Source organism: Marinoscillum sp. HNIBRBA16962, from assembly GCF_057801515.1.
The window spans coordinates 4961900-4977880 of record NZ_CM173603.1 but is presented as its reverse complement, the minus strand read 5'-3'; the positions used below and the strand labels follow the sequence as shown (position 1 = coordinate 4977880).

The following is a 15981-nucleotide window of genomic DNA, read 5'->3' as shown; positions in this document are numbered from 1 at the left end:
TAAGTTAATCAATAACCGGCTGGTTTGGATGATGAGCCTTGTTGGCTTGATGGCCACTTCCAGTTTTCAAAATCGTCGGGTTGTTTAGGGTTATAGGCCCCAAAATCTTCAATGATAAACGCTTTCAGGGGAAGTTCGCTTTCCAGGATCGACTGTGTTACTGCTTTTGCCAGCTGCCAGGCTCCGTAGGTGTTGAAGTGCGTATTATCAGCCAGGGCTTCTTTCTGCCAGGGGAAGCTGTTGGCCGGATAATGCACAAATGCTTTTTTAGACTCCTCCGGACCCAGGGCTTCATACAGGTCTTTGCTCATGGCATTCAGATCGATCAAAGCAATATTCTCACTTTTAGCCAGCTGTCGCATGGCTTCAGGGTATTCTTCCAGTGTATTAACGATCTTGCCGTTTTCATCAAATACTCGCCGGTTGGTGGAGGTGACCAATACGGGAGTTGCATCGTTTTCTCTGGCCAGCTTCACAAACTTCATAAGGTATTCCTGGTAGCTCGTGAAAGGTTCCACATGGTTTCCTCCCGGTTTTTGATCATTGTGGGCAAACTCCATAAACAGGTAATCACCCGGCTTAATGAGTGTAGAGATTTTCTGCAAACGCTTTTCGTGTATAAAGGCTTTAAGTGTTTCCCCGGACTCAGCGAAGTTTGCAACTGCCACTTCCGGTTTAAAGAAGAGGGGAAACATCTGACCCCAGGAGGCCCAGGGCTCTTTATCCTGGTCTACTACTGTGCTATTGCCAGTGAGAAAGATCGTAGGGATATCTGAAACCGGTTCTATGACCAATGCTCCTATACATGGACGGCTCCCACCAAATTCTAGCGTAAGCCACTCGTCCCAGTTCAGGTAGTCAAACTCCCGCTTTTTTAAGCGAATGCTGTCGGTTTCGTTGATCCTCGCGGACCGGACATTTACGATGAAAGACACCGTATCAATGGATCTCGTTGTGGTGTGATCGTAAAGCATCAGCCGCCTTGACTCAGCTTTGATGGTGGTGTTTGAAACACTATCAGGATCTCCCAATAGCGCAGTGATCCTGTAATTACCTTCTGGGATTTTTACGGAAAAATAAAAAGAAGCGTCAGCAGTTAAGAAGTCACGTTCAGCCGAATCCCCCTCCCTTTTTACAATTTGAACTTTAGGGTCGGTTAACCGGTAGATCGTTCTATCCTTCTCCTGATTTTCCTTCGTAGGCACAACGGAGTAGTACCCTATCTCTTTTCCTCCAAAATCAAACTTGAGGATGGGATTTTCCTGGGCCAAAGCCCAGGAAAATCCCATTAGAAGAACAACTATCAGTACAATTCTCATTTACAAAAGTGTAATTTCCAGATCCTTACCAGCTTCTTTCAGAATATCGAAAGATAAGATGCCTTTCTGTTTATCAAACGTCCATGATTTAATGGCTTTATCTTTTTTACCTGATCCCATTTTGATTTCAGCAGGCTCATCACTGGTTCTTAAACGAATGGTGTAAGTCCGGTCGGGGAGTTCATAGCCAGCTCTTGTCTCCTCAATGGTTATTTTTCGGTCATTATCACTTTCAGAATAGCTAATATTGGTCAGCGTATATTCCCCGGACTGATAATCCAATGAACGGCCATCGTCTTCGTAGAGTTCAAATGAAGCTGCACTTCCCGGATAAATATCCAATACCAGTTTTTTAAGTGGTTCTTTGTCGATGTACTGCACCGGGTATTGCGTAGGGATGATCGAACCTGCTTTATAGAAAATGGGCATTTGCTCCAGTGGTGTGACTACATGTACATACTGGCCACCTTCGTAAGTTTCACCATTCCAGTGGCTGTACCATTTGCCCTCAGGCAGGTAGAGTGATCGTGTTTTGGCTTCTTTGGTGGTGACCGGGCAGACCAGAATGGATTCACCCAGGAGGTATTGATCCGTAATGTTGTAAGTGTTTGCATCATCCTGATACTCCAAAACGAGTGCCCGCATGATCGGATTGCCGGTCTGATACATATCCCACCCCTGGGTATAGAGGTAGGGGATCAGGCTATATCGCAGGCTGTCGTAGGTTTTGAAAATGCGGAGTGCTTCATCTCCATAGTTCCAGGGCTCTTTGTAGCCAGGATGATCCATACCAAACAGATGAGCTACCGGGCTCATTAATCCAAATTGTGTCCATCGGATGTAAAGTTCAGGATCGGCATCATGCTCAAAACCACCCATGCAATGTGCCCAGTATCCAACACCAGACATTCCGATATTCAGTCCTGCTTTGATCACCGGTTCGAAATACTGCCACTCGCTTGGCCAGTCTCCGGCAAAGATGAACGGATAGCGCTGAATGCCTGCATACCCTTCGCGGGTGTGATTCATGCCTCGCAGGTTATTGTATTCCTGAAATTTCTCGTAAGGGGCTTTTGCATAGGCTAGTGGAAAAACGTTATGGAGTCGCTTTACCTCTTCTCCCTCAGGCCCTACCTTATCACTTTCATTGGCTTTTCGTCCGAAGGCGCTTCCTTCATCAGTCTTCAGGAACATAGCCCCCTGCTCTGCCACACGCATGACACCATTTTCCCACCACCAGTCTACAGCATCCTGATCAAAGAAATTGACAAACTCTCCGGGGTTGCCCTGTTCAGGATATACGTAACCTTTTTCACGGGCAGCATCCAATAATCTCAGGGTATTTCCATTATCAAACCGCGGCCTTAAATGGACGCCCACCATGTTGAGATTAAGGTCGTACAGACTGTCAAACATGGCCTTCGGATTTTTGAAGGTTTCTCTCCACTCAAAGGTTGTAGCTCCCTTTCCTCCGTTTTCACCAAATATACGCCAGGTGGAGTCCAGGTGCAGGATGTCTATTGGGATTCCCAGCTCTCGAAATTTTTTAGCCAGTGCAACTACATATTCGGTAGAGGTCATTTCCTCATGGCCCCAGGTGCCTCCGCTGTAGGTTCCTACATGCAGGCCAAAGGCAAAACGGTTCATCATGGGGGATTTTCCTGTGATGTCGGTATATCCGCTGAGTATCTTCCCGAAATCAGGACCGGAGATAAAGTAGTAATCCAGCTCTCCTCCATCAGCGCTAAACGAATAAGAATCGTTGGAAGTAGCGCCCATGTCCCAGTGGGTAGCATAAGAGTTGTGCAGAAAAATCCCGTAACCTCTTGTGCTCATGAAAAAAGGTACCGGTGAGTAATTGGCTTCAAGTACATTATAGGCGCCAATGATATGTGGACGCTTTTCTCCGCGACCTACATTCAGATCCACCTTTTTCCCTCTGCGATCCAGAAAGTCCATTCGCTCTCCAAATCCGAAAAAATGCTCCCCGGCTATTAATTTTTTTTCACTTTTTATTTTGTCTCCATTTTTTTGATTTCCAAGTCCCTGGGAAAGGAGGTCTCCTTCGCTATTGTAAATGCTGACTCCAAAAGGGGCCTTTTTTACTGCCACTGATATTTCACTAGTGGATAAAGTGAAAGCATCAGGAGTTTCTTCAGAAGTAAAGTCTACTATAGGCCAATCATACTTTACGACCATGTAGGGCTCAGGGTCTTCAAAATCTCGATCCCAGCTGGTCCGCAATCGAACGATATTTTCATCGCAAAACTCAACACGTACGTCAGCATTTTCAAAAGAAAATTCGATGGTGTTTCCATTCGTTGAAAAATTCGAAATATAGTTTCCGACAGATTGTTGTCCATTCAGTGTGGTCAGGCAAACCATGCAAAATGTCAGTAAATAAAGAGCCCTGTATATCATAGTCTTTGCTTTCATTAAATACAATTATCAAGAGCTAAATCTAAAGTGGACATAGCTAAATGCCGTCATGTACCCTCCTTACTGGCCTGGATTTATCACAAATGAATTTTGTGCAAAATATTCAGAATCTGTCAGGACCCTGCAGGATACTTTCTGTATGTAAATCTCATATATTTCAATATTATATTTTATGAAAAGCTAATTATCCTTATTGATAGGTAGGCTAAATCAAGGACTTGGCAAACTTTAATTAAGGGTGCTGATGTGCCGGAGGTCAGCCTGCATTTTAATAGTACAATAGTGCAAACGATTACACAATTTTCGAAATTAAACCTAAATAACATATGAAGCGAAAATTACGAATGAAAAAACTCGCCAGATCACTTGGTCTGGTGATGTTGTTGAGTGTGCTGGGGATTAGTCCCCTTTTTGCACAGCAAACTGTAAGCGGGACGGTGACATCCTCCGAAGATGGATCCGGACTTCCCGGAGTAAACATCCTGGTACAGGGGACTACTCAGGGCACCATTTCAGGAATTGACGGAAGCTATACTGTTTCTGTACCTGATGATGGGACTTTAGTATTTAGTGCCATTGGGTTTGCCACTCAGGAAATAGAAGTTGGTGGTAGGTCCACGGTCGATGTATCGATGGAAACCGATATTCAACAGCTGGGTGAAGTGGTTGTAGTAGGATATGGTACCCAGGACAAGCGGGATGTAACCGCTTCCATTGCGTCACTGGATGCCGACCAGATCAAGCAAATACCCACCGCGAATCCATTAGATGCTATGAAAGGTCAGGTGGCTGGGGTGGACATCCTGCAAGCCGGTGGTCGACCAGGACAGTATCCTACGGTCAATATTCGTGGACGTCGGTCACTGACTGCATCTAACGAGCCTCTGTTTGTTGTGGATGGAGTCCCGATGACTTCCGGAACCGGAACTATTTACGACTTTAACCCACAGGATATAGAGTCTGTTGAGATCCTGAAAGATGCCGCAGCAACGGCCATCTACGGGTCACGTGGTGCTAATGGAGTAATTCTGGTAACTACCAAACGAGGGAAAGCTGGTAAAACCGTCATTCAGTACGATGGATACCACGGAGTGACCAGCGCGATTCGTACCGTAGATATGATGACTGGTGAGGAATTTGCCGACCTAAAGCGGGAATCCCGCCGAATTGATGCGGATGGTAACACCGGGCGTCAGGCCTGGGGACCTGGCAGTAGCCTCCAGCCAGACAATATTGTCTTTGAAGATCCGGCAGAACTGGAGTCCATTGCCACTGGACGGTCCACGGATTACCAGGACCTGGTACTGGGCAATGGCTGGCAAGCCAATCATCAGCTTGGCGTAACCGGAGGTAACCTTAATACGCAATTTAACGTGTCCCTCGGTTACTTTAAGGAGCAGGGGATCATCGAAAATCAGGATTACGAACGTTACACGGGGCGACTGAATCTGGATCACCAGGTCAGCGATCGGCTCAAAGTCGGGATGTCTTCATTTCTGTCCGTATCTACCCAAAACTGGGGCTCTGATGCCACCTTGGGTGAGGCAATCAATAACAACCCGCTGGGGCAGCCTTACAATGAAGACGGTACACCGAAGTTCCTGCCAATTGCCGATGGAATCCGTACCAACCCGCTGAACGAGTTGGTTGATGGAGCATATGTTGATGAGCGTGACTTTACCCGAATCTTTACCTCAATGTACCTGGAAGCCAAGATCATTGATGGATTACAATACAAGCTTTTGTTTGGTCCGGACATTCGTTATCGGCGACAAGGGGTTTTCCAGGGGAGCCTGACTAACGCCCGTCGTGGTGCTGATCCTGCTGCTGAATATGAAAATGAGAAAACCTTTGGGTATACCCTGGAAAATATCCTAACGTACAACAAAAGCCTTGGTGAGAAGCACAATCTGGGGCTGACGTTTCTGCAATCAGTACAGGAATCTAAATTTGAGCGGCAATTTAACCGGGTGGTAAACCTGCCTTACGAATCGCAAAAGTGGTACAACCTGGAAACTGCAGGTACCATTGAAAGTATAGAGTCCCGTCTGGAAGAATGGCAGTTGGCATCCTTTATGGGCCGACTTAACTATAGTTTTGATGGAAAATACCTCTTCCAGTTCACTTATAGAGCAGATGGTTCTTCCCGATTGGCAGAAAGCAACAAGTGGGCGTTCTTCCCGGGTGTTTCACTGGGATGGCGCGTGATTGATGAAGCCTTTATGTCCGGCGCGGGCAACTGGCTTGGTGAACTGAAACTTCGGGCATCGTACGGTGAAGTAGGAAACACTTCAGTGGATCCTTATCAGACTGCGGGACGACTTACCCGTACGGTATACGACTGGAATGATGCCAATGCGGCTGGGTTCCGGCTCAATGAGATCCCTAACGCGGATCTGGGCTGGGAGATATCAAAAACCAGCAACATCGGTGTTGACTTTGGTTTTTTTAATAATCGATTGTTTGGAAGTGTAGATGTTTACCGAACCAATACCGAGGACTTGCTTCTGGAGCGTCAGCTTCCATTCACCTCAGGGTACGAGCAAGTCCTGCAGAATGTGGGAGCTACCGAAACCAATGGGGTAGAAGTCGTATTGGGAGCGACCATTTTCGATAACCCGGATGGGTTTCAATGGAATATGAATGTGAACCTGACTCATTATAATGAGAAAATCACCGAACTGGCGCTGAAAGATGCAGATGGTAACCCTATTGATGATATTGGTAACAGGTGGTTCATAGGACAGCCGATCCGCGTATTCTATGACTACAAAAAGATCGGCATATGGCAAGCGGATGAAGAAGACCTGGCTCAGCAGATGGATGGTGCTTACCCTGGAGAGATCAAGGTGGCCGATGTTGATGGCGACAATGTGATCACCCCGGATGACCGAACCATTCTCGGATCTGATGTTCCCGATGTGCTTGGAGGGATCAATAACACACTGAGGTACAAAGGGTTTGACTTTGCAATCTTTTTCTATTACCGTCTTGGTCATATGATCGATAGCCGGTTCAATTCTGACCAGACCACCATGCAGGGACGTTACAACAACCTGGATGTAGACTATTGGACTCCGGATAATCCAACCAACTCTTATCCAAGACCAAACATTAACCAGGAACGACCTCAGAAATTCGAGACCCTACGGTATTTTGACGGGAGTTATTGGAAGCTTCGAAATGTCACGCTGGGTTACAATTTTCCTCAGAGTGTAGCGGAGACATTGCGTATGAGCAGTCTGAGAATTTATGCAACGGCTCAAAATCCCTGGTTTGCCGCTAAGTTCGACACCTATGATCCGGAAAATGCCGACGCTATCGGGACCGGAGATGTGCCTTCATCGAAGCTATTATTGTTAGGTGTAAACTTCCAGTTTTAATTCTTAAAAGACTTTAGATTATGAAAACTAGATTTATAATATTTCTATTGATTACAGGCTTCTTTAGTCAATCTTGTGAAGATTTTCTTCAGGAGGACATCATTTCGGATGTATCCGGATCCTCTTACTATACCACACCGGCAGGCTTTGAAGATGCTGTGGATGGAACTTATGCGTGGCTGAAAACAACATATGGTCCTCCGGAAAGAGGGTTTACGGTAACGGTTTTCGGGACAGATATCCATACAAATGGCGCGGATGGAAGTCACAAAGTTTGGAATTGGTACGATAACAACTTCAACTCCAGCCAGGCCTATGCACGTGAGATATGGAGAGACTGGTACAAAGGGATCAACCAGGCCAATGCCGTGATCAACCGTTCTGCAGAAATTGAAGGGCTTGATGCTGATCTGGTGGAACAACGAATTGCCGAAGTGCGGTTTCTGCGGGCCTTTTTCTACTTCAACCTCGTGCAGCACTTTGGTGATGTGCACCTGACCCTGGAAGAAACCGAAGGGATTGAAATCGAAGCTAACAGGACGGCTGCTTCTGAGATTTACTCCAGCGCCATTATTCCTGACCTGGAAAACGCCATCACTGTATTGCCGGATGCACAGGGTGATTACGGCCGTATCACCAAACCAGCAGCACAATTTATGCTGGCCAAAGTATACATGACCCGCTCTTATAAGTCATATGGAGAGGCGAACGATGCATCTATGGCAGAGTCGTTGATGACTTCAGTGATTGATGATTACAATTTTGCTTTGGTGGATGATTTCGAAGACTTGTGGGACATTGAAAATCAGCTAAATAGTGAGGTGATATGGGCGGTACAAAACACCCAGGATCTCATCCTTAACGGCGGAGATGGAAACCGGGGCCACCTGTATTTTCTGATGGAATATGATAAACTGCCTGGAATGCAGCGTGACACCGAAAACGGTCGTCCATGGAAACGTTTCCGTCCTACGGATTTCTTGCTGGGACTATGGGATCGCAGTGTAGATGCACGATATGAAAAAAGCTACAAGCACGTATGGTATGCCAACAATGCGGAGAGCATTCCGGAATGGACCGCTGAGGATGCGACCAATGGCTATGGTGTGGAAGGCGAGCCTAAGTTTCAATTAGGGGATACTGCGTTGTTCATTCCTGGTCCGGGAAGAGATGCTGATTGGCCAGCCGATAAAGAAGCAGCCACCCCGTACACAGTATACACTACAGATGAATATTCTGAGCGTCTGTTCCCAACGCTAAAGAAATTTCTGGATCCATTGCGACCTGACCGTCAATGGACACAAGGATCACGAGACTTTGTGGTAGCTCGTCTGGCTGATGCCTACCTGATCCGTGCAGAAGCACGATTTATGCAGGGAGACAATCCGGGTGCTGCTGATGATATCAATGAGGTGCGTCGTCGTGCTGCATGGCCTGGTCAGGAAACGGCCATGGAAATCACTTCCGGAGATGTGACCATCGACTTTATTTTGGATGAGCGGGCACGAGAGCTGGCTGGTGAGATGCATCGCTGGTTTGACCTGGTACGTACAGGAAAACTCGTGGAGCGGGTGCGTCTGCACAATGAGGAGGCAGCACCAAATATTCAGGACTACCACGTGTTGCGTCCGATCCCTCAGGACCAGATCGACCGTACACTGGGTGGCTATCAGCAAAACCCTGGATATGCCCAATAGTTATTGTTATTGATGCATTGATCAGAATGAAGGACTTCATAGTCAAAACCCAGGTTACTAAATCTCATACATTCACCTGGTAGTTGTGGTAACCCTGAATCGGGGTTGCCACTTTTTCTTCACAGTTATTCTGGACAGGAGAACGTTTCATCACTTTTTGGAAGCTCACTTTTATGGTTTGGTTTTAATGGACCCGGACTGGATGAAATGCCCCCAGGATAATGTTTCGGAGTTGGCAAAACGACTGAAGCCAATTGGACGAAAGCTGGAAACCCAGGGATACTATGTATGGGGAGGAAGCCCCATCTATGGGCCGGATGGCAAAGTCCACTTGTTGTACTCTCGCCGGACGGACCTATATTGACTTATACGAAATTGACCCATAACCTTAGCGAATAGGCAGTGTAAAAGCATCTATCTACAGCATGATAGCAACCAGTAATATAATAACCGTGACTGGATCTAGGAAGGAGCTATCCTCCTTATTGTTGGGATTTATAGCAAATAAATATTGTGCAAAATGAGAGAATCTGTCAGGACCCTGCAGGATGCTTTCAGTATGTAAATCTCATATATTTCAATATTCTATTTTATGAAAATACTAATTATACCTATCAAGAGGCAGGTTAAATCAAGGACTTGGCAGAATTTAATTAAGCGCGCCAGATGCACCGAGGGCGAGCCTGTATTTTAATAGTACAATTAGTGCAAACGATTACACACTGTTTTGAAATTTTAACTATATCACATATGAAGCGAAAATTACTCATGGTAATGAAGGGGCTCACCAGGTCGGTGGGGCTCGTGATTCTGCTAGGTATTATGGGGACAGGTTCCCTGTTTGCACAGCAGACCGTCCGCGGAACGGTAACGTCCGCTGAAGATGGGTCCGGACTTCCCGGGGTTAATATCCTGGTTCAGGGTACAACCCAGGGAACGATTTCCGGAATTGACGGAAGTTATAGCATTTCTGTCCCTGATGATGCCACACTGGTGTTCAGCGCCATTGGCTTAACCACTCAGGAAATTGCTGTAAGTGGCCAATCCACCATCAATGTTACGATGGTGGAAGACATTCAACAGTTAGGGGAAGTAGTGGTTGTAGGATATGGTACGCAGAAGAAATCAGATCTTACAGGGGCTGTTTCTATATTTGGAGCTGAGAACCTTAAAGAGAGGCCAGTTCAACGGATAGATCAGGCCATGGTCGGTCAAATGGCCGGGGTGCGTGTGGTACAATCCAGTGGTGTTCCAGGCAAAGGTTTTAGTGTTCAGGTTCGTGGCACCGGGTCAATCAGCGGAAACAACGAGCCACTCTATGTCATTGATGGATTCCCTCTGGAGGTGTCTTACAGGGATGGGAATGGCAATTTCGGCCAGGGAAGTCCGCTGGATAACATCAATCCAAATGATATAGAGTCCATTCAGGTATTGAAAGATGCTTCGGCAGCAGCTATTTACGGTTCCCGTGCTTCGAATGGCGTGGTAATTATAACCACAAAGTCAGGAAGATCGGGAAAACCTACCATAAATTTTAACTATTATACCGGGTGGAGTGAAACAGCCAAGAAGTTGGATGTTCTGAGCGCTGAAGAGTGGGTAGAAAGAGCCACTGAAATGATTAATGATGCTTACATTAGTAGAGATAATGGTACTCAAAACCGTCAGGCCTCTGATGATAACGCCACAAGATTAGCTAATGAACTCGCCATTGATCCGGGTGCAACATTTAACAGTAGGTATTATTTGGATGAAAGATGGGCCATGCCAGGCCATCCGGGACTTGTTTACATTGACTGGCAGGATGAAATGTTTAGGAAAGGTTTTGTACAAAACTATCAGCTGTCGGCAAACGGGGGAACTGATGCGGTTAAATATTTTATTTCCGGTGATTATCTTGATCAGGACGGTATAGCCTGGGGTGTTGGCTATAAACGGTTTTCAGGAAGAGCCAACTTGCAGGTAAATGCCAGCGAAAAGTTGTCGTTCGGGCTAAACCTTAACCCTTCTTATTCGATTGCAAGTGATCCAGGGGTGGAGGGTAAGGATCGACAAATGCACCTGACTGTTTCTGTATCGCCAGTTTCCGAGGAAGATGTAGGGATCGATATTAATGTGGGTGACAATACTCAATATTTTTGGGGGACTTCAAGGTCAAGCCCTGTACGGGTAGCGCAAAACAGCGTCGGAGATCAGAAAATATTCAGAACGCTTGCAACTTCATTTGTCAACTATGAAATCATCAGCGGACTTAATTTGAAGACAACCTTTAATCTGGACAATGCAGATCAAACCCAAAAGGACTACACACCTGCTTTTGTTACTCGAAACAGAACTGCTTCGGGTCGTTTCAGAAGCTATCAGCGACAGACCTATGTCAATGAAAACACACTTTCGTATTCCAAAAGTTTTGGAGGGAGTAATGTGTCGGCAGTGGTAGGTCAATCGTATAGCAGCACTACTTATAACAATCAGGATATACGGGTTTCGGGGGACTTCAACATTGAAGGGATCCAAACGCTGAATCAGGCGACAGTAAATCCTTCAGGTACCTTCACAAGGGAAAGCAAACATGTCCTGATATCTTATTTTGGACGGCTTCAGTATTCCCTGAAGGACAAATACCTGCTAACGGGGTCTATTCGAAGAGATGGTTCATCAAAGTTCGGACCGGATACGAAGTGGGGTGTATTCCCGGCAGTGTCAGCAGGATGGATACTTTCTGAGGAGGGTTTTCTGCCCTCAGTGATCAATTTTTCGAAGTTGAGAGCGAGTTGGGGTAAAACCGGTAATACACCTATTAATGATTATGAGCATGTGGCGGTCCTGGATATCAATCATTATACTTTAGGAGACCAGCAGGCAACAGGTTTAAGACCGGGAAATTATGCAAACAGCAACCTTAAATGGGAAGAAGCAACGACAATTGATGTCGGTCTGGATATTGGGTTGTTTGAAAACAGGGTATTTGCGTCTTTTGATGTTTATAACCGCGTTACATCAGACTTGCTGCTGGAAGTAGGTGTACCTTCAGCCACTGGATTTACCACGGCATTTACAAATATCGGAGAAGTTGAAAATAAAGGATGGGAGTGGGAACTTACAACGCGCAATTTAGTGGGCGATTTTACATGGTCTACTTCATTAAACTTAAGTCACAACACCAATGAAGTTGTCCATCTCGGTCCTGAAGATGCCGATATTCTCGGTGGTGCTTTTGATATTCAGCACAACATTTTACGTGTTGGCGAACCCATGTATAGCATTTACGTGGTGCAAGTTGATGGTATATTGAGCCAGGCGGATATTGACGGAGGGGCGGCTATGCTTAATACGCAGGAAGTAGGAGACGCTAAATATGTAGATCAAAATGATGATGGTGTCATAGATGGTGATGACCGGGTGCTTTCCGGACATCCTAACCCGGATTATCTCTATGGGATAACCAATAACTTTTCTTTTAAAGGGTTTGACCTGTCAGTCTTTATTCAGGGTCAGTCCGGAGGATCCATTTATTCTACATTTGGACGTGCCATGGACCGGACCGGTCAAGGGTATAATGACAACAAAATTGGGATTGATCGTGAAAGATGGACTGCTGAAAATCAAAACTTCGACGCTCCCCGTGGTAAAGCGGCCTCTTCATTCGGACGTATCAAGAGTACTGACTGGCTCTACTCCAGTAATTATATTAGAGTAAGAAACATAACGCTTGGATACAACTTAGACAATGTGCTCCAAAACTTGAAGTATATTGATGGGGGCAGGGTATACATTACGGCAGAAAACTGGTTTGGGAAGGACTCTTATGACGGAGGGTTCAATCCGGAAGCTGTAAATAATAATGGTGATGATTACGGAGCATTCCCATTGTATAAGTCAATGGTTTTTGGGCTGAATCTCAAGTTTTAGTCAATCGTAAATTGAAAAAAATGAAAAAGATTTTTATAATATTAATTTCGGTTCTTGCCATAACCTCTTGTGAGGATGACTTGGATCAGGCTCCACTTTCTGAGGTTGGGAGTAACGGGTTTTATAAAAATGCAGCTGATATAGAAGTTGCATTAAACGGTGTTTATGAGCGGTTGGATGCCTATCCGGTCAGAGCGCTTTATATGTCCGAGATCAGATCGGATAATGTGTGGGGAGTTTCGCAAGGGGGTGTACGGCCTTGGGATCCCATCAACAATTTTTCCACAAATCTTCCTACAAGTGACGTTGTTCGCGATGCCTGGAGCATCAACTATAATGCCATCATGGGAGCCAATGCAATCCTTGATGCTATGCAAGACCAAAGTTTGGTGGATGATGCAGCGCTTCGGGGAAGACTGGAGGCCGAAGCTCGATTTTTGAGGGCGTTCTACTATTTTGACCTTGTAAGGTATTTTGGGAGAGTCCCGCTAATTACCACGCTGGTCACGCCTGAACAGTCTCTTGAAATTCCAAGATCGGCCGTTACAGACGTGTATGCGGTTATCCTTGAAGACCTACAGTTTGCAATTGACAATTTGGATGAGTCGTACACGGGTTCAGATGTGGGTCGGCCGACGAAAGATGCCGCCAGAGCTTATAAAGCGCTGGTGCACCTGACGCGTTCAGGACCGACGTATGGTATTGATGGTCCGGGACTGGCTGCAAATGAATATGACGATGCACTTACATTATTGGATGCCGTAATAGATGGTGGGCGTCATGCTATGGAGCCTGTTTATGCGGATATTTTTAGTTACGATAATGAACTGAATGATGGTAACACCGAAATCATTTTTGATATCCAATACATCGGGGGAGGCCTCGGTTTAGGCGGTCAATGGCCTGGTGAATTTGTCCCGGAATCCTTTCCAACTGCTACAGGAGGAGCTGTTTCCGGTGGATTGGATGTGAAGCGGATATCCCTGGATTTTATCGCAAACATGGATACTGTTAATGATGTACGTTGGGTTGCCAGTGTACAGAGAGGCTGGACAGATCTTACGGGTAATTTTAGGAATGATCTGTTTTATAACAAATGGATCGATTTTTCTCGTTATCCAACTGATCGCTTCGAATATGAACTCAACTATCCCTTGATGCGGTATACGGATGTGCTTATGATGAAAGCAGAAGCCATATTGCAGGGAGCATCGGGGACGCAGGCAGAAGTTGATCAAATCATCAATGATGTCAGGACCAGGGCAGGTATTCCGACAATCTCTAACGCTACATTAGATGACCTTATAGCCGAACGACGAAGGGAGTTTATGGGTGAAGGTCTGCGTTGGCACACGCTGGTAAGAACTGGAGAAGTAATAGATGTGATGAATGCATGGTTACGACCAGCCGAGCCAGGCAGTGATGTTATGCCTACTGAAATGAGTGCAAATTTTATTATTTATCCTCTTAATCAGGCTCAGATTGACATTAAGCCTGGATTATATGATCAAAACCCAGGTTACTAGTGCCTATGGCACAAATAATCAATAGTGACAATCAGGTGGAAATCAACTATTTGCGCCGTATTTTAATGTAGATTTTTTCTGCAATTTCACTAGATCTCATACATTCACCTGGTAATTGTGGCAACCCTGATTCAGGGTTGCCACTTTTTCTTAACAGTTATTATGGACAGAAGAACGTTTTCATCACTCTTTGGAAGCTCACTTTTATGGTTTGGATTTAATGGACCCGGAATGGGTGAAATACCCCAGGATAACGTTTCGGAGTTGGCAAAACGATTGAAACCTCTTGGACGAAGGTTGGAAACCAAAGGATACTATGTATGGGGAGGAAGCCCCATCTATGGACCGGATGGCAAAGTTCACCTGTTTTACTCTCGCTGGCCAGCAAAATACGGAATGGGTGGCTGGCTCCATCAATCTGAGATAGCCCATGCTATAGCTGAGAGTCCCGATGAGGAGTTTAGATATGTTGAAACAATCCTAACACCGAGAGGTGGAGACCTCTGGGATGCGACAACCTGCCACAACCCGCATATCAAAGAAATCGATGGGAAGTATTACCTGTTTTACATGGGAAACTCCAACAAACGAACCAATACCAAACGGATCGGACTGGCTACTGCCAAAAGTTTGAGTGGTCCCTGGAAGAGGTCTGATGAGCCGCTCTTACTTCCTTCAGAAGACCCTAAAGCCTGGGACGATCATTGCACGACCAATCCTTCGTTTGTCCGGCATCCAAATGGACAGTACTGGCTATACTATAAGTCCTGGAATACTTACGATTATGAAAATTATACCAACCCTAAGATCCGTGGAAATCGAAAATACGGTCTGGCGATAGCTGATAAGCCAGAGGGACCCTACCAAAAATATAAAGGTAATCCGATCATTGACTATTCTGGCCGGGGAGACAACATCCAGGCTGAAGATGGTTTTGTATGGTATGAAAACGGAATGTTTAAAATGCTACTACGGGATATGGGGATTTTCAATCATCAGTATGGACTGTATATTGAGTCAAAAGACGGGATCAACTGGTCCGAACCAAAGATCAGCTATTACAACACCGATCACTATTTCGATCAGCCACCCAAGCCGAAACACCTTTCAAAGTATGGCCGGTTTGAGCGCCCACAGATCCTTTTCAAAGACAGGGAGCCGACTCATTTATTTCTAACCACACAAGGTGGAAAATACGAAACCTCAAGTACATACATTTTTGAAATCAGCTGAAAAAAGAACTTAAAAGCCTTAAATTAAAGACAACTGCAAACGATGTGGTTATTGGGTTGATGGGAATAAGTTTGATGAGGTGATTGTTTGAAACCTGATGTAATCCCCAAAAAGTGATGGGATTAGTATGGAAGTCTATGGGTAGGTGCTGACAAAAAGCTGATTTTTTGGATTTATTGGATTTAATAAACTATCTATTTAGTTTATTTTATATATACAAACGTATATACCTATGCAATCCACAAAAATCTTTAAAAGCGGAAACAGGCAGGCAATACGCTTGCCCAAAAGCCTTCAAACCACTGATACTGAATTTTTGATCAGAAAGATAGGTAGCGCTATCATACTTAGTCCAATAAATGATCCCTGGAAACCCTTTGAGGAAAGCCGTGATGATTTTTCAGATGATTACTTATCGCAGGGCCGTCAGCAGCCCCCTAATACTGAAAGGAGTCTATGATGAATCCCGGAC

General features: G+C 45.4%; 9 protein-coding genes. 7 read left to right on the top strand and 2 right to left on the bottom strand.

What is annotated here, in order from left to right; translation table 11 throughout:
• Window positions 1-8: 8 nt before the first annotated feature.
• Together AC3E9V_RS20725 and AC3E9V_RS20720 are read right to left on the bottom strand one after the other, a co-directional pair.
• A complete protein-coding gene (locus AC3E9V_RS20725) occupies window positions 9-1319 on the bottom strand; it encodes a rhamnogalacturonan acetylesterase (RefSeq protein ID WP_488750080.1) in 1311 nt (436 codons plus the stop codon).
• On the bottom strand, window positions 1320-3755 hold the full coding sequence (locus AC3E9V_RS20720; RefSeq protein WP_488750079.1) for a glycoside hydrolase family 31 protein: 2436 nt from the start codon (window positions 3753-3755) through the stop codon (window positions 1320-1322).
• A 329-nt stretch (window positions 3756-4084) separates the two neighbouring features.
• Between AC3E9V_RS20720 and AC3E9V_RS20715 the strand changes: the two genes are divergently transcribed.
• The 7 genes from AC3E9V_RS20715 (at window position 4085) to AC3E9V_RS20685 (ending at window position 15969) form a co-directional block, all read left to right on the top strand.
• Window positions 4085-7141 carry a SusC/RagA family TonB-linked outer membrane protein gene (locus AC3E9V_RS20715; protein ID WP_488750078.1) on the top strand — a complete coding sequence of 1019 codons (3057 nt, stop codon included), beginning with the start codon at window positions 4085-4087 and terminating at the stop codon, window positions 7139-7141.
• Between the two features lie 20 nt (window positions 7142-7161).
• The gene (locus AC3E9V_RS20710) at window positions 7162-8838 is read left to right on the top strand and encodes a RagB/SusD family nutrient uptake outer membrane protein (RefSeq protein WP_488750077.1); all 1677 of its coding nucleotides are present in this window, start codon (window positions 7162-7164) and stop codon (window positions 8836-8838) included.
• A gap of 85 nt (window positions 8839-8923) precedes the next feature.
• The gene (locus AC3E9V_RS20705) at window positions 8924-9202 is read left to right on the top strand and encodes a hypothetical protein (protein WP_488750076.1); all 279 of its coding nucleotides are present in this window, start codon (window positions 8924-8926) and stop codon (window positions 9200-9202) included.
• Between the two features lie 386 nt (window positions 9203-9588).
• Window positions 9589-12750: a SusC/RagA family TonB-linked outer membrane protein gene (locus AC3E9V_RS20700; protein ID WP_488750075.1), complete on the top strand. Its 3162-nt coding sequence runs from the start codon at window positions 9589-9591 to the stop codon at window positions 12748-12750.
• A gap of 20 nt (window positions 12751-12770) precedes the next feature.
• Entirely contained in the window at window positions 12771-14276 is a 1506-nt protein-coding gene (locus AC3E9V_RS20695) for a RagB/SusD family nutrient uptake outer membrane protein (RefSeq protein ID WP_488750074.1), read from the top strand.
• 162 nt (window positions 14277-14438) lie between these two features.
• On the top strand, window positions 14439-15509 hold the full coding sequence (locus AC3E9V_RS20690; protein ID WP_488750073.1) for a glycoside hydrolase family protein: 1071 nt from the start codon (window positions 14439-14441) through the stop codon (window positions 15507-15509).
• A 232-nt stretch (window positions 15510-15741) separates the two neighbouring features.
• Window positions 15742-15969, top strand: a complete 228-nt coding sequence (locus AC3E9V_RS20685) for an antitoxin (protein ID WP_488750072.1) — start codon at window positions 15742-15744, stop codon at window positions 15967-15969.
• The last annotated feature ends 12 nt before the right edge of the window (window positions 15970-15981 follow it).

What these genes read in the sequence shown, in the direction of transcription:
- AC3E9V_RS20725 (WP_488750080.1), bottom strand. Translation starts at nt 1,319, where the DNA reads ATGAGAATTGTACTGATAGTTGTTCTTCTAATGGGATTTTCCTGGGCT.
- AC3E9V_RS20720 (WP_488750079.1), bottom strand. Translation starts at nt 3,755, where the DNA reads ATGAAAGCAAAGACTATGATATACAGGGCTCTTTATTTACTGACATTT.
- AC3E9V_RS20715 (WP_488750078.1), top strand. Translation starts at nt 4,085, where the DNA reads ATGAAGCGAAAATTACGAATGAAAAAACTCGCCAGATCACTTGGTCTG.
- AC3E9V_RS20710 (WP_488750077.1), top strand. Translation starts at nt 7,162, where the DNA reads ATGAAAACTAGATTTATAATATTTCTATTGATTACAGGCTTCTTTAGT.
- AC3E9V_RS20700 (WP_488750075.1), top strand. Translation starts at nt 9,589, where the DNA reads ATGAAGCGAAAATTACTCATGGTAATGAAGGGGCTCACCAGGTCGGTG.
- AC3E9V_RS20695 (WP_488750074.1), top strand. Translation starts at nt 12,771, where the DNA reads ATGAAAAAGATTTTTATAATATTAATTTCGGTTCTTGCCATAACCTCT.
- AC3E9V_RS20690 (WP_488750073.1), top strand. Translation starts at nt 14,439, where the DNA reads ATGGACAGAAGAACGTTTTCATCACTCTTTGGAAGCTCACTTTTATGG.
- AC3E9V_RS20685 (WP_488750072.1), top strand. Translation starts at nt 15,742, where the DNA reads ATGCAATCCACAAAAATCTTTAAAAGCGGAAACAGGCAGGCAATACGC.